At 59.5% G+C, this 16,280-nt stretch carries 16 protein-coding genes, 1 tRNA gene and 2 pseudogenes; 10 read left to right on the forward strand and 9 right to left on the reverse strand.

From position 1 onward, the window contains the following. Positions 1-107 precede the first annotated feature (107 nt). Positions 108-983: a tRNA glutamyl-Q(34) synthetase GluQRS gene (gene gluQRS / locus AC0L3N_RS23360; protein WP_473549687.1), complete on the reverse strand. Its 876-nt coding sequence runs from the start codon at positions 981-983 to the stop codon at positions 108-110. A 91-nt stretch (positions 984-1,074) separates the two neighbouring features. Between gluQRS and AC0L3N_RS23365 the strand changes: the two genes are divergently transcribed. Both AC0L3N_RS23365 and AC0L3N_RS23370 read left to right on the forward strand, forming a co-directional pair. Beyond that, positions 1,075-1,716: a DNA-3-methyladenine glycosylase family protein gene (locus AC0L3N_RS23365; RefSeq protein WP_473549688.1), complete on the forward strand. Its 642-nt coding sequence runs from the start codon at positions 1,075-1,077 to the stop codon at positions 1,714-1,716. A 129-nt stretch (positions 1,717-1,845) separates the two neighbouring features. Next, positions 1,846-2,403, forward strand: coding sequence for an HNH endonuclease (locus tag AC0L3N_RS23370; RefSeq protein ID WP_029348574.1), 558 nt, complete (start codon positions 1,846-1,848; stop codon positions 2,401-2,403). A 152-nt stretch (positions 2,404-2,555) separates the two neighbouring features. Here the strand turns inward: AC0L3N_RS23370 and AC0L3N_RS23375 are convergent, their stop codons facing one another. Both AC0L3N_RS23375 and AC0L3N_RS23380 read right to left on the reverse strand, forming a co-directional pair. After that, positions 2,556-3,074 carry a disulfide bond formation protein B gene (locus AC0L3N_RS23375; protein WP_473549689.1) on the reverse strand — a complete coding sequence of 173 codons (519 nt, stop codon included), beginning with the start codon at positions 3,072-3,074 and terminating at the stop codon, positions 2,556-2,558. A 57-nt stretch (positions 3,075-3,131) separates the two neighbouring features. Further along, positions 3,132-3,719, reverse strand: coding sequence for a YqaA family protein (locus AC0L3N_RS23380; RefSeq protein ID WP_473549690.1), 588 nt, complete (start codon positions 3,717-3,719; stop codon positions 3,132-3,134). Positions 3,720-3,990: 271 nt separating this feature from the next. Here AC0L3N_RS23380 and AC0L3N_RS23385 point away from each other — a divergent pair. Beyond that, positions 3,991-4,075 (forward strand) — tRNA-Leu (locus AC0L3N_RS23385). 6 nt (positions 4,076-4,081) lie between these two features. Here the strand turns inward: AC0L3N_RS23385 and AC0L3N_RS23390 are convergent. The 3 genes from AC0L3N_RS23390 to AC0L3N_RS23400 form a co-directional block, all read right to left on the reverse strand. Beyond that, positions 4,082-4,807: a tyrosine-type recombinase/integrase gene (locus AC0L3N_RS23390; protein WP_473549691.1), complete on the reverse strand. Its 726-nt coding sequence runs from the start codon at positions 4,805-4,807 to the stop codon at positions 4,082-4,084. A gap of 1,285 nt (positions 4,808-6,092) precedes the next feature. Further along, positions 6,093-6,779, reverse strand: a complete 687-nt coding sequence (locus AC0L3N_RS23395) for a hypothetical protein (protein ID WP_473549692.1) — start codon at positions 6,777-6,779, stop codon at positions 6,093-6,095. Between the two features lie 63 nt (positions 6,780-6,842). Beyond that, positions 6,843-7,061: a hypothetical protein gene (locus AC0L3N_RS23400; RefSeq protein WP_473549693.1), complete on the reverse strand. Its 219-nt coding sequence runs from the start codon at positions 7,059-7,061 to the stop codon at positions 6,843-6,845. A gap of 132 nt (positions 7,062-7,193) precedes the next feature. On the opposite strand from AC0L3N_RS23400, the gene AC0L3N_RS23405 reads away from it, so the two are divergent. From AC0L3N_RS23405 to AC0L3N_RS23425, 5 genes are all read left to right on the forward strand, one after another. Beyond that, positions 7,194-7,415 (forward strand): DUF6471 domain-containing protein, encoded by a 222-nt coding sequence (locus tag AC0L3N_RS23405; protein WP_473549695.1) that lies wholly within the window; start codon positions 7,194-7,196, stop codon positions 7,413-7,415. 345 nt (positions 7,416-7,760) lie between these two features. After that, positions 7,761-8,120, forward strand: a complete 360-nt coding sequence (locus tag AC0L3N_RS23410; protein ID WP_473549696.1) for a hypothetical protein — start codon at positions 7,761-7,763, stop codon at positions 8,118-8,120. 6 nt (positions 8,121-8,126) lie between these two features. Next, positions 8,127-10,562 (forward strand): primase-helicase family protein, encoded by a 2,436-nt coding sequence (locus AC0L3N_RS23415; RefSeq protein ID WP_473549698.1) that lies wholly within the window; start codon positions 8,127-8,129, stop codon positions 10,560-10,562. After that, the gene (locus tag AC0L3N_RS23420) at positions 10,540-11,034 is read left to right on the forward strand and encodes a hypothetical protein (RefSeq protein WP_473549699.1); all 495 of its coding nucleotides are present in this window, start codon (positions 10,540-10,542) and stop codon (positions 11,032-11,034) included. Before AC0L3N_RS23415 ends, AC0L3N_RS23420 begins: the two co-directional genes overlap by 23 nt. Positions 11,035-11,445: 411 nt before the next feature. Continuing rightward, positions 11,446-12,099 carry a hypothetical protein gene (locus tag AC0L3N_RS23425; RefSeq protein ID WP_473549700.1) on the forward strand — a complete coding sequence of 218 codons (654 nt, stop codon included), beginning with the start codon at positions 11,446-11,448 and terminating at the stop codon, positions 12,097-12,099. A 682-nt stretch (positions 12,100-12,781) separates the two neighbouring features. On the opposite strand, the pseudogene AC0L3N_RS23430 reads toward AC0L3N_RS23425, so the two are convergent. Continuing rightward, positions 12,782-13,297, reverse strand: a pseudogene (locus tag AC0L3N_RS23430) (transposase); the annotation flags it as partial. A 354-nt stretch (positions 13,298-13,651) separates the two neighbouring features. Next, a pseudogene (locus AC0L3N_RS23435) lies at positions 13,652-13,764 on the reverse strand (IS3 family transposase); the annotation flags it as partial. Positions 13,765-14,037: 273 nt separating this feature from the next. On the opposite strand from AC0L3N_RS23435, the gene AC0L3N_RS23440 reads away from it, so the two are divergent. Then, on the forward strand, positions 14,038-14,838 hold the full coding sequence (locus AC0L3N_RS23440) for a thermonuclease family protein (protein ID WP_473549702.1): 801 nt from the start codon (positions 14,038-14,040) through the stop codon (positions 14,836-14,838). Positions 14,839-14,956: 118 nt separating this feature from the next. Here AC0L3N_RS23440 and AC0L3N_RS23445 read toward each other — a convergent pair whose 3' ends face one another. After that, on the reverse strand, positions 14,957-15,121 hold the full coding sequence (locus AC0L3N_RS23445; RefSeq protein WP_353825612.1) for an ATP-binding protein: 165 nt from the start codon (positions 15,119-15,121) through the stop codon (positions 14,957-14,959). 349 nt (positions 15,122-15,470) lie between these two features. Here AC0L3N_RS23445 and AC0L3N_RS23450 point away from each other — a divergent pair, with 349 nt between their 5' ends. After that, complete coding sequence (locus AC0L3N_RS23450; protein ID WP_473549703.1) at positions 15,471-16,034, forward strand: hypothetical protein; 564 nt, start codon at positions 15,471-15,473, stop codon at positions 16,032-16,034. Positions 16,035-16,280 lie beyond the last annotated feature (246 nt).

Consider the following 16,280-nt stretch of genomic DNA (forward strand, 5'->3'; position numbering starts at 1 on the left):
CCGCTGCATTGTTCGGCTGATGTCACGGCATGGATCCAAGGGTCTGCGCCGCGTCGCTTCGCTCCTTGCTCCGCCCTGGGAATGACGAAGCGACTATGCGCTTGGCCCTAAATCCCGATCAGCCGCCTGACATCGGCCGGCGATGCGCCAGCCTCGCGCAGGGCGGCAAGGCCGGTATCCGCAAAACTCTTCGACAGCTTTCTTCCGTCCGGGCCGAGGACGAGACGATGGTGGAAGTAGCTTGGTTGCGGCAGGCCGAGGATCTCCTGGAGCAGGCGCTGCACGCCGGTGGCGGAATAGAGGTCCTGGCCGCGCACGACATGGCTGATACCTTGCAGCGCGTCGTCGACGACGACGGCGAGATGATAGCTTGTCGGGATTTCACGGCGCGCCACGATCACGTCGCCCCAGTCCTGCGGCCGAGCATGCACCGTGCGTGTCGCGGAAAGCCTCTCATCCGAAAATTCCAGCCATGACAGGTCTGTGCCGGCGCGCGCCATCGCAGCATCGACGTCGAGCCGCCAGGCGAAAGGCGCGTTCTCGGCAATCCGACGCTGGCGTTCCCTCATTGGCAACGTCTTGTCGACGGCGGGATAGAGCGGCACCCCGTCCGGGTCGCGCGGCCAGTCGCGGCCGCGCCTTTCGCTGTCGGCAATGAAGGCGCGGATTTCGCCGCGGCTCATGAAGGCCGGGTAGACGAGTTCTTCCCTGATCAGCCGATCGAGCATCGCCTGATAGTCCGAAAAATGCTCGGACTGACGGCGCACCGGTTGTTCCCAGCCAAACCCGAGCCATCTCAGGTCGCGAAAAATGCCGGCCTCGAATTCCGGCGTGCAGCGCGTCGTATCGATGTCCTCGATGCGCAGCAACAGCCGCCCGCCGGTTGCGCTGGCCAATTTTTGATTGAGCAGCGCCGAATAGGCATGGCCGAGATGCAGTTCGCCATTTGGGCTCGGCGCGAAGCGGAATGTCAGGAGTGTCATTCTTCGGCGGCAATCGGGTTGTGCGGCGCTTTCACCAGTTGCTACTTTGCGCCTGATTACATCTGCTATTTTGCGCTGGGAACAAGCAAGCATGCAACGCATCGCCACGCTCGACGACATCGCACAAGGGCTGGACGCACTCTGTCTGCTCGACCCGCGTCTTGCAAAGGTGCGCGGCATGGCCGGCGAGGTGCCGCTTCGGCTTTCCGAGCCGGGGTTCAGAAGCCTTGCCTCGATCATCGTCTCGCAGCAGGTTTCCCGCGCCAGCGCCGACGCCATCTTCGGGCGGCTGACAAAACTCGTCGATCCGCTGACGCCGCATGCGATCATTGCCGCCGACGAAGCCATGTTTCGCGAGGCCGGACTGTCGCGGCCGAAGCAGCGCGGCCTGATCGCCGTCGCCCAGGCGGTGGTCAATGGTCTCGACCTCGATCATCTCTGCTTGCTCGACGCCGCTGAGGCGATCACAGCGATGACCAAGGTGCCGGGCATCGGCCCGTGGACGGCGGAAGTCTATCTTTTGTTTGCCGCCGGCCACCCCGATGTCTTCCCGGCGCGCGACGTTGCCCTGCAGAGCGCGGTCGGCCACGCGCTCGGCATCGACCCGCGTCCGCCCGAGAAAACACTGATCCAGCTCGCCGAATCATGGAGCCCGTGGCGAGGTGTCGCATCGCGGCTTTTTTGGGCCTATTATCGTGAAACCCGGGGCAGGGACGCCGCGCCTCCTGCCTGAATCCGCAAAAAAGCATGAAAATCCTGCATTTTTAGCGCTGCGTTTGATCGACAAGCCGCTTCACATCCCTGTCATGTCGGGCTTACAGTATCCGCGCCGACAGGTTCGAGAGCCAAGGAGGTCAATGACGTGACGGTTGCCGTATCTCCGGATGGGCTTCCAGCACTGGTGCTGAACGCGGATTACCGTCCGCTCAGCTATTACCCCCTGTCGCTCTGGTCGTGGCAGGACGCCATCAAGGCGGTGTTCCTCGAGCGGGTGAACATCGTCGCCGAATATGAGCACGCCGTGTCGTCGCCGACCTTCTCGATGAAGCTGCCGAGCGTCGTCAGCCTGAAGGCCTATGTGAAGCCATCGCGGCATCCGGCCTTCACCCGCTTCAACGTGTTCCTGCGCGATCGTTTCCAGTGCCAGTATTGCGGCACACCCGAGGATCTGACCTTCGACCATGTCGTTCCCCGGCATCGCGGCGGCGCGACGACGTGGGAGAATGTCGTCGCCGCCTGCTCGCCCTGCAATCTGAGGAAGGGCGGCATGATGCCGGCTCACGCCAAGATGTGGCCGCTGCAGAAGCCATATCAGCCGACGGTGCATGACCTGCACAACAATGGCCGCCTGTTCCCGCCCAACCACCTGCATGAAAGTTGGATGGATTATCTGTACTGGGATGTCGAACTCGAACCATAGAGTTCGGCAGAAATCCGCCATGCCGGTCGCCTGACGCAGCTTTCTGCGCTTCCGGTGCTCACGTACTGTAAGTACGCTCCGCTCCGGTTCTCGAAACCCACGTCATGCGCTCCGGCCTGACGAATTTCTGGACGAACTCTGCGCTGTGCAGCTCAGTCGCGGGCAAAGGCGCCGCGGAAGGCGATGACCGCCAGGACAAAACTGGCGATAGCGTTCCAGCCGGCCAGCGACAGGCCGAGGATACGCACAGCCGCCTTGTCGCAGGAGGGCGGGACGAATTTGTCGAGCGCGTCGAGCACGCCCTTGCCGCCGGTATCCACCGGTCCTGCCGCCGCCGCACAATCGGTCGGGCCCGGCCACCACGCCCATTCGACGCCGGAGTGATAGACGCCGACATAGACGCCGTATGCCATCAGCAGGCCGCCGACGGCCAGCAGGCCGCGGGTCAGCCATGCGGGGGCACGCAGTGTCGACGCAAGCGCCGCCAGCAGCATCAGCGGCACGCCGATATAGTAGGGGGTGCGCTGCTCCAGGCAGAGCTTGCAGGGGATGTAGCCGCCCAGATACTGGAAGGCCAGCGCCGAGCCGACGGTGGCGGCCATGGCGACAGCGAGGAACAACGCCGTTCGCAAGCGCTGGCGTGCAGTGTCGGCATTCAAGGTCGCTGTCATCGATCTACCGTCCATTCCCGTCAGAGCAAAGGATGGGTCAATTCGAACATCCTTGCTCTAAAACGCGTATTTGACGACGATATAGAGCGAAATCAGGGCAGCGGCGGCGCCACCCGCAATCATGCCAAGGCGCTTTTCGATGAACTCGCGGATCGGTTCGCCATAGCGGCGCAGCAGCCAGGCGAGGAACAGGAAGCGGGCGCCGCGCGCCACGATCGCCAGCACGATGAACAGCAGCAAAGGCGTGCCGATGACGCCGGACAGGATCGTCACTACCTTGATCGGCGGCAGGTGGGCGAGGCCGGAGGTGACCAGCATCAGGATGATGAATCCGGTGCCCGCCGAGACGCGCAGTGTCTCGAAGTCGTCGTACTTGCCGTAGAATTCGAGGATCGGCCGCGCCACCGTGTCGTAGGCATAGTGGCCGATGTACCAACCGGCGATGCCGCCCAGAACGGAGGCCAGCGTGGCGACCAGCGCGTAGCGATAGGCGCGATCCGGCCGTGACAGCGCCATCGGCAGATAGAGCACGTCGGCCGGCACCAGGAACACCGAGCTTTCGACGAAAGCGATGATGGCCAGCCACCATTCGGCGGATTTCTTTGCCGCCAGCGACAAGGTCCAGTCGTAAAGTCCGCGAAGCATCGGCACTCCTGATGCATGTCGCCCAAATGCGCAGCGGTTTTGGGATAACAATGCATAAAAACAAAGACCAAAGCGCGCCACATGAATCTCTCCAGACGCGACGCGCTTCAATGCGCTGCCTGTCTAGAAAGATTTTCTGCGCTGCACAATGGCCGTAGCTTCACGAAATCGAAAGGCCAAGTCTAAGCGAAGGCCGGATGTCTGGAATTGGCCAGTTGACGAACAGGCCTCCAACCGTATAGTCCGCGCCCATCCAGGCCGCCCGGTCTGAGCCCCTATGGCGGAATTGGTAGACGCGCTCGACTCAAAATCGAGTTCCGCAAGGAGTGCTGGTTCGATCCCGGCTAGGGGCACCACCACCTTTATGGAGGTGTTGATTTACCGGAGCTTTTTCTGATTTTTGTCCCACTTTTCGTTGTCGACTTTTTTGGTGGGACAATTTCGTCCTGATTTTGTTCCGGAATGGCCAAGAGGTGGGCGGCCTGTCCGGCCATCCGGCGGCGTTGCGCCTTCCTCGTGTAGTGCGTGGTTTGCTGCTTGGTGGTCCAACCGAAAATCGCCATGAGTTGCTCGTCCGTGGCGCCGTTCTCGGCTGCTATAGTGGCTCCTGCTTTTCGGAGGCCGTGAAGGGTGCAGTGGGGCAACTCTGCTTGATCGCACCAGTCCCGCATTTTGTTACCAAGTGAATTAACGGTGAAGGGTGTTCCCCACTCCGACGTCAAGAAGGTCAGGTCACCGCAAGCACTGGCGTCGATTGTCGCCCTCAACTGAGGAAGAATGGGGAGCTCCACCTCCACTCCTGACGAGTTGCTGGTCTTCTGGGGGCGGATGTGTAGCCACCCATTCCTGACGTGCTGGCGCCCAAGGATCGCAAGATCCTGGCGACGCAGTCCTGTGAACAGTCCCAGATGCAGTGCCAGACGTGCCTTGCTGCCAGGTGGATGGCGTGCCTCGAACTGACGCACCTCTGCGACGGACCATGTGTGAAATCCATCGCCAGATTTCAGGCGCTTGATCCCGAGAGCTGGATTGCTCCGGACGATCTCGTTCTCAATCGCCCAACCGTACATGGCCGAGATTACCTTCACGACCTCATTCTGGGCACCTGGCGTCGAACGGAGATCATCTCGAATTTCGAGGACGTGCTTCCGCTCCAGGAGGTCGAAGGGGAGTGTCCCCCGCTTGCTGCCGCTTTTGTGCTCGCTGTTGCAGATTTCATCGAGAACCGATGACCGTCGAGCCAAGATTTTGGGTGAGAGCCTTACACGTCGCTTGTACTCCTGGCATAGCCAGCGAAAGGACCTCTGGGACACCGGTTCATTTCGGTCCGCGGTGCCGCTGAGCTTCTGAGGCGCGTAGGGAACGTTTAGCCGAGCACAAGCCACCTCGGCCTCAAACTCCTTTGTCCCCGGCTTCTCCCGTAGTCGGACTTTGGACCGGCCGAGGGCGCGAAAGTACAGGCGCACATTTCCATGTCGGTCACGATCAGGGGAAACGCCCTTTGGTAGCTTTCTAGGCATCAGTTCCAGGGGTTGTTTGATGGGGACGGTATGCCCAATCTATTGGACTCGCCCCGATGTGGGATCGCGCGAAAGGCGGCAACTACCTCCTCCACGTCCCAAAGAAGGCGTGAAGCAATTGGCCTTGGTTCTGGCATTTGGCCTGCAGCCACTAGCTGGGTGAACAGAGACGAGCCGATCCCGATGAGCGCGGCAGCTTGGTCAAGATTAACCGCAACAGGTGCGAGGTTGTCTGGCAATCGGCTTGACGGTCGCTTCATCCGATGTCGGCTCAAATCATGTGGAACTTGACCGAGATCTAGTTCCGTGATCGCCGCGGTTCCATGGGCCTCCTGCGTGGTACTAGAGGGGAAATGCGTTTTCACAGCTGAGCGACCTGTGGCGGCGCATGCTATTACTTGAAAAATCAAATTTTCATACGGGCCGTGTTCGGGACCATACCCGCCGCTAACCCCGTCCTCTCAAAGGAATATCGTGTACTCCTTCCCCTTCCCACCCAAGGTGAGCGGGCGATCGATAGATCCCGCTGCCGAGCCAGTTCAAAAACGTCCCAGCTAATGGCGAAGTTGCAGGCCAGAAATGCCGCCCGAAAATCCACCGGGCCGTGCCGCTCCTCCTCGGGCCTGCAGTTGGATGGCTTGACCGACGGCGAGCCTCTGACGGAGGAGACGGCACGCGCGAGACGCCCTGTAGGCTCCTGGAGGGCGCCGTTGTCGATCAGCAGATGCAAAGAACGTGGCGAGAGCGGTGGCCGAACGTGGGCGCTGGGGAGGATCATTGAACGATAGCAGGCTTGTTTGTGGAATGGGGGACCGGTGCTCGCGACCTCATGGGGCACAAAGTGCGCGGGCGATCATTCAGCATCGTTCTTAGGCACGATACGCTCGACGGCCTCCCGAAGCCTCGCGGCCGTCCGTCGTTCGCGCTCCTGGATCAACTCCTGCAGCCGATCAGGCGGAATGGTTGGCACGAAGTCCGCTGCGGTTACTTCGCCATCCCGATAGGTGAAGTTGAGCGCCATTGCTCCGACCAGGTTCACGTGCCGGGCGAGAAAGGACGCAAGTTCTTTGAGGCGGGCGGCATGGGCATACAAGAGAGCTGCGGCCGCGGGGGATTTGTGAATAATGACATCGTCGACCAGCAGTTCATAGCCCCTCCACCACATGAGTTCCCCAAGGCTTCGCCATGGGACCGAGTGGGAGGATCGGACCGCGACCGCGTACCTGGCCAGAAAGTCTTCGTCATACAGGATCTCGAGATCGCCGCCGCGGGCCCAATTGATCTCCGCGTTGCCCTTTTGATTGGTGCGGCCTTGGAGGAACACCCTGGGCTTCCTGTTCTCATCGCGAACGGCGGCGCTCCAGTTGACGGGGTCAATCAGGATGTCGACGTGCTCCTTGTTGAGGCCGCAGTCGTAGGCCGCGTCGCCCAGCATCCAGGCCAGTTCCTCGCTCAGTCTAGATGTCCCGGTCCGATGGTGCTTACGCGCCAGAGCCAGGTAGTCGGAGCTTGATATGGAAGGATCGAATGGTTCAGTCATTTTGAAAAGTCCTGGAGAGGAGATGGTTGGATGCCATGGAACTTTCGCTGTCGCATCGCTATGTCAGGAGCGAGTCATCCGCTCGAAGCGGCCCATGACATGGTGGTAGACCTCAGGGGTCTTGTGGCCGGCGTTCGTCATCAGGGTAGCGGCACGTCGCAAGGTCTCGATTGTTTGGCTAAGCGCGTGGAAATCGTGATCATCGTAGTGAAGATCGAGTTCCGAGGAGAGTTCGCGCAGGAGGTCCGTCAGCACTTTTGCCGTTGTCGGGTCGATGGTCATGTCGTGGTTTCCTAACTGAGTTTGAGGAAGTTATCTATCGTGTTCAGTAGATTTATATTGAATACGATAGATAAACACTAAAAAGGTGGTTTCAATGGGCCGCACAAGATTTTTTTGGCGGAGAATGTTCGGATGACCGAGACAGAGTGGGAGCGGCTGGTGAGCGGGCTCTTAAAGGCGGAGCTAAAGCTCCAGGGCCTGAGCTATGCCGATCTGGTCGAAAAGCTGGCAGCCATCGGGGTGGAGGAGAAAGAGGCCAACATCAGCAATAAGCTGTCACGGGGACGCTTCAGCGCCGTCTTCTTCGTTCAGTGCCTAACGGCCGTAAGATCGCAGAGGCTGAAGCTCGACTGACCCTATGAGAGGGGATGGCGCCTGCGCATCGCCTGCGCAGTGATCTAGACGTAGCAATCGCAGCTCTGGGTGAGCAGACCGGGTTTGGGCCTTGGGCCTGGCTCGAGTTTTGGCGCAGGCGGGGCCGGGTCGAGTGGCGCCCTTGTTGGACCTGTTGCGCGCACCACTTGCGGAGGCGCGGGCATTCGTCCTAGGGCACAATATTAATATTACAACCCCACAAAAAATAAGAGTGATGCGCAGAGCATCGTCATGATGCACCTCATCATCGATCAATACTTGCGCGTAATATACACGATCAACACCTAAGGCACATCACCACAAACTTGAAAAGGATGTGTCCTAATGGAATCCAAAAGATCAATCGATCTCTATCAGTATTTGGCAAAATGTAGTGACCTGCTTGTGGACTTCAAAGTCGCACAACGGCTTCATATCCCCAGGGACGCGCTTGTCGAAATGGCGAAGGAAGGGCTGTGCCCGGAGCCGCGTCCCGCGTTTGCTTGCAACCGCTATTGGTTTTATCGGTGGCAGCCTACGAACTATAAGTCCTGGGCTCGCACCGCCAGCGACGACGATGTGAGGCGAACAGCCGATATCATCCTGAAGGACGATCGCGCTCGACGCATCCGTGAGTTCGCCCATTACGACGACGCCGATCCGCGAACGTTTCTCACGACCGTGTTCTCCAGGAAGGCATGGTAAGCGCCCATGCACTCCAACAGGAAGCAGATTAAGGACTACATCGAGCTGATGTTCGGGCAGGAAGGCGAGGGCAACCTCGTTGTGTTCGAGTTGTCGGGTGGGCGTCCGCGGCACACGGTGTTTCCGTATAGCAGTCGAGAAATCGCCTTCGATTTTTTGGCAGCACAGCCCGATGACGTTCATCGGTACCTCGCGGTAGCCCTTCACGATGGGCGCGCCGTCGAAAAACAGACGCGCCAGAAAGACACGGCCTGTGCCGTCGCCTTCCTGGCGCTCGACATCGACCTCGCCACTGGGGTGCACTCCGCCAAAAACCTCCCGGAAAACGAAGAGCAGGCGCTCAAGTTGCTAGGGGAGGCCGGACTACCCGAGCCCACCCTGATCGTCCATTCGGGTGGGGGGATCTACCCGATCTGGCAGTTCGAGCAGCCCTTGCTTCTGAAGACGTCGGAAGATCGGAGGCGCGTTGAGCGACTCTGGTCAGCCTGGAACGAGCAGGCTCGGGTGGTCTGGGAACGACATGGGCTCAAGCTGGACACGATCGCAGAACTCGCACGCGTCCTCAGGGTGCCGGGAACGTTCAACCCTAAGACCAAGCCGGCCAAACCCGTCCAGATCTTGGACGGGGCAAGTGGTCGGACCTGGACCCTCGAGCAGATGGAAGGCGTCGTCGCAGCCCGAATAGCCGAGAGTTCTGACAGTTCGTCGCGTTCTGGCGGGCATGCCCTGGCTGACGCACTTCGTCAGGAAATGATCTCGGGGGATGGGGACGCCAGCAAGAGTGCCGCTGGTGCTCTTGCGATGGTTACAGCCTGCAGCTTTCTTCGTTCATGTGACGAGGCCAGTGAGCGCCTGACCGAGCCGCAGTGGAAGGACGCCGCTGATATTCTGGCGCACATCCCCCAAGGGCAGCGGTATTTTCATCTGATGTCTGCCCGCGACTTGCGATACGACTATCGTGAAGCCCAGGACAAGCTGGATCACGCCAGCAAGTACCGCCCGAAGCTGTGCCAGACGATCGCCGCAACAAACTCCGAGTGCGTGGGCTGCCTTTTTCGGGAAGGAATGGTCATTCGCACTCCGGTGGAACTGGCCAACACCGATCCGGGGCTTGCACCGCTACAGGCGAAGTACGTGCTCGACACTAAATCGGGTTTGTTCTTTGACGTCTCGAATGGGCGAGACAAGACGCGGGAGGATTTCGATCGCTCCTTCACGCGGGACATGCGCAAGAAACAGCCGGCAAGCACCGCCTTCCGCAACTCGAAGCTGTCGTGTCTGGCCGATGAGCACGACTTCCTGGTCGGAAATGAAAAGCTCATTGTAGAGGAGAACGGCATCCGAAAGTTGAACACGTGGCAGGACGGAGGAGTCGCAGCCGCGAAAGGCGATGCCTCGATATGGCTTGACCACCTTCGCTACCTTCTGCCTGGCGAGGACGAGAGGCGGTGGGTCCTTCAATACCTTGCTCATCTTACCCAGCGGCCGGCCACCAAGATCAAGTCGGCGATCGTGCTGCAATCCAGACAGGGCGTTGGCAAAAACCTTCTGGTGCAAGCCGTCAAGCGCATGTTCCACGAGAATGATGTTCGGGAGCTGTACGGCGCCATCCTCGGCGAGCGTTGGCAGGCGGAGATGGGAAACGTTCGCCTGCTGGCCCTCGACGAACTGCAGATCGATGAGTTGAAGACGGCTTACAACCGCCTAAAGCGATGGGCGACAGAGGAGATCCAATCTGTCGAGCGCAAGGGGGTTGATGCGTTCAACGTCAGGACGCCTCGTGGCATCATCATCATGACCAACAGCGAAAAGCCCATGGCCATCGAGCATGACGACCGGAGGCTCTTCGTGTGCAAGGTGGAAGCCGCGAAACGGGAAGACGCCTATTATCGTCAGCTCAGGCAGGTTGGCTTCTCGGACGAGAGCATTGCCGCCTTCAAACACTATCTTCTGAACTTCGACCTCTCCGACTTCGACGCAAATGCCGAGCCGCCGCGAACCGTTGCGAAAGAAGAGTTGATCCGGGCTAGCGCATCCGTGCCGGAGCAGATCATTGCGGAGCTTCGGGAGAGCGGCTCTTCGCCGTTCAATCGTCCGGTGTATCTGGCCGAGGACGTGGCCAGCGCCGTCGAGGAGCGTATGAAGAGAACGATTACCGTGCAGCAGATTACGCCAATCTTGAAGAAGCTGGGGGATTGTAAGCGGAGCACGAAGACATCCATTCCGCGCCCTGTGGGAGTGACGCAACGTGGCTATGTCTGGGCGTGGCAGGAAGTGGAACGGTGGATGAGCGCTTCGAACGACCAGGTAAGAGCTGCTCTGCTGGGTAGAGACTCGGATGTCATCACATCGGGATTGATGCCAGTCGTCGCGGCACTGTCCAACCGGCAATCTAGCCAGGTGCGCGGAGCAACGGAACATGCAGACTTATATCTCTTCTAACTATCATTTTGAAGAAAAAGAGGTTGGACAGTTTGACAGTTGGCCAAGCTGGCAACCGAAGGGGATCGCCAAGAACGTCGACATTCAACACTTCATCGCGGTTGCCATGACGACAAACCTTCCTCCATGGCGTCCGATACCGTCTCGCCTTGCAGCACGGTTTCTTGGCGCCAGCCTCCAGAGCTTAGCAAATTGGAGGATCCGGGATTTGGGGCCCGCAACCGAGCCGATGCGGCGGGGGCAGGGCAACCGCATATATTATCGCCCTGACAAGATCGCCGAGTGGCTCTCGGGTGGTAGGTGTTCTGATTGGCAGTTCTCGGCGCTCTGGCTCCAGCAGATGGGCATGCCACTCGATGTGATCAGCGAGGATGCCGTACGCGCACGTATCGCCCAGCTAGAGGGCGTGGATAATCTGTTTCCCCCCGTCAACCGGCTGTGGCGGAATTTCCGCGAGGTCGAGGCCATCTAGCCCAGTGAAATACTTGTACGGAATGTGGCGGCCACCACCTATCGACCGCACCTCCCAAGTTGCTTCCGCAGTGGCGGCCAACCTGCTCGGTCGGTTCTTTCAGCCGCGAGACGTCGGCGCTGCCAACACCAGGCCCACCGCCGCCTCAGCCATGCCTTACCGGGAAGCGCCGCGAGGGGTTGAAGATCTCCTGCCCGGCGGATCATTCGCAGCAGCAGCACTGCAGCACTCAGCGTGCGTCTGAGGGTGACAGCGCTCAAGGTCTGAACTCACGGACCGGCCTTCTGAACGATACTATAGGGCAAGTCGAATTTGGCCATCGTGAGGCGTGGCAGCGTTTCCTATTTCACGTTGCGAAGCTGGCGCGAAGGGCGTGCCAGAGACGGACTTAACCGAAGGAGACATCCAAAAATGGATATTTGTGAATGGATTGGTGAGGTGGCCAACGACCTCGCAGACGATTGGAATGCCGATTTCCTCTACATCAATTCTGATATCGATGAAGAAGCCTTTGAATGTGTGTTCCATGAGACAGAACCTCGCCGGAGTAAGGGGGAATATCTGTTCATGCTGATAAATGCAGAAGCCGGCTCGGCTGCATCAGCACTCAAGATCATGAGCTATTTCCAATATAAGTATTCAGGGACCTGCATTGTTGTCTTGGGTCAGTGCACGGAGGTTGGCAAGATCATGTGCGGAGAAGCCACCGAGACCTGGGTCGGGAAGGCCAGCGGGTTGGCGCTCCTCGATCTTCGGAACATTGTAGAAAGCGTTGCGTGTGACTTCGACGGGCCAGTAGGAGGAGGGAGCATGGAAACATTCCAGCGCCTGCATGACCAGAGTGATTTTTCTGCTCTTCACGGAGCAATAAATGCTGTCGAGGTTTGCGATTTTGTGACCTTCAGGGAAGGCGGTGTAAGTATTTTCAGCAGGGCGATCGACGTTAAGAAGAAAGATGACAAAAAGCTGAGCACGATGCTCGAGGTTCTTCCAAAAAAGCCCAAGAAATATATCAGTGGAGCGGAGCGCGATATTTTCTACCTGAACGGTGAGTATGGCTGGTAGGCGTACTGCCGGCAGCTTCGCGGGCAGCTAACTATTAGCGCGCCGTCATGCACGTCGCCGGCTTCTTGGGGCAGGGCGCTGCCGCTTTACGCCCAGGCTTTCGGAAGCGATGCCACTACGCGCAGGGAGGCGCGAAACAGCGTGCGCAACTGCATGGCGTGAGGCTCCTGGGTATCTTTTGTGGGTCATCCAGGAAATGAGGGAAGATAGCCCGTCGGCTTCGGTCGGCGGGCTTTTCTTTGGCGGAGCCGAATCCCGTCGCCTGTGCCTCTCTTAGCATCAGTAAGTGTGTCTCGGACTTCGTGGATGAGTGCGGGCCACATGCTGAATGGGACGAGAGAGGACTCGGCCGTCATCAACTCAGCAGAGGGTTTCGCATGGACGCCGTCACCGTCCCGATCTAGCTTCCGGCCCCATGAACAGTACTGCAGATACCATTGGGCCTCGTCGCACGATTGATCTGTCCACACGTTTGCCGCGGTTCGCATGACAGACCGCTTTTGCGCGACCAGCCTTCAGCATTCGCCTGCTGCGCCGCATAGGCACCATGGCTGTAGCGCGGCCAATCGAGCGCCTGGCCGTGCTCGACCATCCAAGCCGCCACGCTGGCGCTGTCTGCGCGCCGGCAGTCCCACGTCTCGGATGAGCATTGCACCGGCCTTGAAGCTGCCAGGAACGCGTCCAGCGCTTCCACCGATCGCCGGCCGGCGTCCCACAACAGGCTGCTGTCGCTCGGCTCGTGGATGAGGGCTGCGGTGACGGTGCTGTCCACACGTATCACCCTGCCGCTTTCCAGCTTCTCGTGGCGGGGGCTCGAAAGCAGCACCTCGTTGATGTCTTCCCAGGTCGAGGCCCGGATCGCGCTGATCGTCTTGTGCAGGACCGACTTCTTCGGGCTCCATCCCCATGGCAGCCGGGCAAACGCCCGGAACGAGGCGGAGTCCTCCAGGTGGAAAGCCAGTTCCTGGTAGCTGAGCTGGCGATGCTGCTTGAGCAGCGCGCAGCGCAGCACCGCCTCCGCCGGCAGGCTCTCGCGGCCGGTCTCCTTGACCCCGTGCCGGCGCAGGTCGGCGGCCACCAGCCCGGTCAGGTGACGCTGCTCGTCCAGCCAATCGGACATGCCCTTCAGCTCACGGCCGATCTCGTGTCCGGCGAAAAGATCGAATACACTGGCTTGGACGGTGCGTTCTTGGCGCATTGTCGGCTCCGGGGGTGGCAGAAAACGCTTTGGAATCAGTGGTATGATGCCAAAGTGTATCTGAAACCGCCGGAGCTTTCCTGCGGAAAACTACGATTCCTCAAAGAAGGGCGACACCAACTCAAGGCGCATTTCTCGGACAACCTGATTGGGCCGTGTAAGCCAGAGCTCATCTACCGGTAGTCATCGAGGGTTACATCTATGGCGCCATTGGCCACGACGACGGTGTGAGCATCGAATTTGGTGTCAACGTCACTGACGTGACGATCGCCAGCCGACCTGTTCAGTCTCGATAAAGGATCAGGCCAATGCCTCTTCTTACGGCGACACATCGAGCGCACTGCACGACTATTCCACCGGCCAGATGCTCCGGTGCCTCGCGAAGAAGAATCTGACGTCACTTCCCTCGCGAAGTAGGCTGTGGCCTTTCTTAGGATGTCGCGCTCCGCATTCAGTTTGGCCGCTTCGGCGCCGTCCTCGCTGGCTTTGCCGCGGTCTCGCGCCCGAACCCGCTGGCCGTCATTGCACAGCCACTAAACTCGAACCCACAGTGCTGGGAACGATGGATGAGCAGCAAGCTAGGGCCGCAGCCGTTGCAGCAGCACCGTGTGGTATGAATTTGGGGGCACGGGAGGCGGTCTGTGCATCGGCTTCATGTGATGGTAGCCTGGAACTTGGACCTCGCTTGCTTGAGGCAACGCAGGCGTTAGTTTGCCTTGTGAGGCCGGGGGCATTCACGCATGGAACCCGAGGACCTGAAGTCCCGCATCGAGATTGCGCTGGGTCGCGGTCACCTCAGCCAATGGCAAAGACAATTCCTGGTCGACATTCACGCCCGTCTGATGAAATACGGCCCCAAAGCGAGGCTGACCGACAAGCAGCGCGCCAAGCTCTTCGAGGTTATCGGCTACGTCCCGGCGACCAGTCAGACACCACCGCAGTCACGCCCGAACAGCTCGCAGCCGCCACGGTGGAGGCAGCGGCGGCGGCGGAACCCGCTCGTGCGCGAGGTCCGGTATCTGGCCGGCCGGTTTGTCCGAGCCTTTGGGTTCGCGCTGGCTTTGGTCGTCGGTTCCCTAATCTACTCTTACGTCGACCGCTCCCACACGACCTCCCCAAGCAGTCCCGCCCTTGCATTGCCAGACGCTGGAACCCTGAAGCCATTGGCGAGGAGCCAGTTCACGATTACGGACGGTGATACCATTCGGCTCAAGGGTGCCCCGAAGGGGACCCGGCTGGTCGGCTTCAATACGCCCGAAAGCATCGAGCCAAGATGTAGAGCTGAGGCTGACCTGGGGCGTCGAGCGAAGGCACGCCTCCAAGAGTTGGTTGCTGTCGCGAAGCTGGAACTGAAGATGGTTCCGTGTTCATGCCCGCCGGGAACCGAGGGTACGGACGCCTGCAACTACGGCCGAAGCTGCGGCTCTCTCTTTGCTGATGGCCGCGATGTTGGCGAGGTGCTGGTGTCAGAGGGGTTAGCCCTTACGTTTGTCTGCGGTTCCACAAGTTGCCCGCCAACGCCCCGCCCTTGGTGTAAGTAAACGATGGCACCCGCCGACGAGACCGAGAAAGCGCCTACTTCGGCTTACCCTTCGCCGGGTTGGTTAAATGCCGATGCGCGACTTCGGATGATGGCTGCTAGATCGTCTGCTTCTTTCATCAGCCTGAATACCTCAGCCCTGATTCAAGATACTTCGCTAACTCGTTGCGGGCCTGATGCTTCATGTCATCAAAGGTGAGCCGCTGCGCCAGCATCGATTTTCCCGACCCCGTCGGTCCGACCATCAGCATGTTATATACAAAAGACCCTACCCTGTGAGGCAATTGGAAAACACACGCAGCGCGGGATCACCACCCCCGTGCCCTCTTCGGTTCCATCACAGGCCATCCTAGGACAGCCTCGACCTTGCCGTGCGGTTGACGCGCCAGAGCTGTTGGGGGCGCTCCGACCGCTCGCCGTAAGGCCGCAGATGTCGTGCGCCTCAAGGCAGAGGGGTTACAGGTGACGCGCCATTTGCCGCCGAACTAGGCTTTTTCCGTGTCTTGAGGCATTTTCAGACCAAAAAATGCTAGAATGGGAAGTATGTAGCTATTCCTGTTGACATCACCTCTCTGAAGGCGCATTTAGGCGACAGACTATTTATGCCTAAAACGCTGCAAAGAGGAGCCAAAAATGTCTACTTCCGAGGTTTTCATCCCGTTTGATCGAGTGCTTTATGCGGACATCGTCTATCTTTCGGGCGGCAAGATAGAACCTAGTACGCTTGCTGAAACGCTGGTGCGTAGCTGGATCGAAAACACGATTCGCGACGGCTGGTGGCCAGAGGAGCATCTCGAAACAGTGGCCGAGAAGTATGCTCCTGACGTGTACGCGCAGTGGATGGAGGAGGACTTTCGCACCTATACGCGCAGAGAGGACGCAGCGCCGTTGGTATGGAAGGAGATTGCGCTTCGCCCAGGTACCGAAGTCCGCATGGCCTACGGCGGCAAGCACCACTATGCCAAGGTTCAAAGAGGGCGTATCATCGATGAAGAAGGCTCCTACTCTCCCTCCGAGTGGGCGTCCAAAGTTGCAGAAGGCACGTCCAGGAACGCTTGGCGCGACCTTTGGTTCAGAGAGCCGCCGTCCTTCACGTGGGTGCCCGCCCAGCTTTTGCGGCAACAAGCGGTGGAAGAGCTTCGCCGACGTTCAAATCCCAACCCTGCAGGAGGCAGTGATGAGCAAGCATCATCGTGACTGCGTAAGGTTGTGCAGGGAGGCAGGGCTCCATCCTCTCGAAACGGAAAATCGCGGTCGGCATTGGGCCGTGGTTTGCATTGAGGGCCGGGTCTTCTTCCCCTCTACGCCCTCTGACCATCGGTGGCGTAGGAACCTCTATGCCGTGGCGCGGCGGCTGGGTACTGCGCCATAGTCACTCCCGATCTTCATTCCCGTATTGAATAAGTGACGCCAATATTTCCCCCTTGGGGGGTGGTTGCGCAA

The organism is Mesorhizobium sp. WSM4807, from assembly GCF_055811615.1.

What these genes read in the sequence shown, in the direction of transcription:
- AC0L3N_RS23375 (WP_473549689.1), bottom strand. Translation starts at nt 3,074, where the DNA reads ATGACAGCGACCTTGAATGCCGACACTGCACGCCAGCGCTTGCGAACG.
- AC0L3N_RS23380 (WP_473549690.1), bottom strand. Translation starts at nt 3,719, where the DNA reads ATGCTTCGCGGACTTTACGACTGGACCTTGTCGCTGGCGGCAAAGAAA.
- gluQRS (WP_473549687.1), bottom strand. Translation starts at nt 983, where the DNA reads ATGACACTCCTGACATTCCGCTTCGCGCCGAGCCCAAATGGCGAACTG.
- AC0L3N_RS23400 (WP_473549693.1), bottom strand. Translation starts at nt 7,061, where the DNA reads ATGACCATCGACCCGACAACGGCAAAAGTGCTGACGGACCTCCTGCGC.
- AC0L3N_RS23425 (WP_473549700.1), top strand. Translation starts at nt 11,446, where the DNA reads ATGGATATTTGTGAATGGATTGGTGAGGTGGCCAACGACCTCGCAGAC.
- AC0L3N_RS23420 (WP_473549699.1), top strand. Translation starts at nt 10,540, where the DNA reads ATGCAGACTTATATCTCTTCTAACTATCATTTTGAAGAAAAAGAGGTT.
- AC0L3N_RS23365 (WP_473549688.1), top strand. Translation starts at nt 1,075, where the DNA reads ATGCAACGCATCGCCACGCTCGACGACATCGCACAAGGGCTGGACGCA.
- AC0L3N_RS23395 (WP_473549692.1), bottom strand. Translation starts at nt 6,779, where the DNA reads ATGACTGAACCATTCGATCCTTCCATATCAAGCTCCGACTACCTGGCT.
- AC0L3N_RS23410 (WP_473549696.1), top strand. Translation starts at nt 7,761, where the DNA reads ATGGAATCCAAAAGATCAATCGATCTCTATCAGTATTTGGCAAAATGT.
- AC0L3N_RS23440 (WP_473549702.1), top strand. Translation starts at nt 14,038, where the DNA reads ATGGAACCCGAGGACCTGAAGTCCCGCATCGAGATTGCGCTGGGTCGC.
- AC0L3N_RS23450 (WP_473549703.1), top strand. Translation starts at nt 15,471, where the DNA reads ATGTCTACTTCCGAGGTTTTCATCCCGTTTGATCGAGTGCTTTATGCG.
- AC0L3N_RS23405 (WP_473549695.1), top strand. Translation starts at nt 7,194, where the DNA reads ATGACCGAGACAGAGTGGGAGCGGCTGGTGAGCGGGCTCTTAAAGGCG.
- AC0L3N_RS23415 (WP_473549698.1), top strand. Translation starts at nt 8,127, where the DNA reads ATGCACTCCAACAGGAAGCAGATTAAGGACTACATCGAGCTGATGTTC.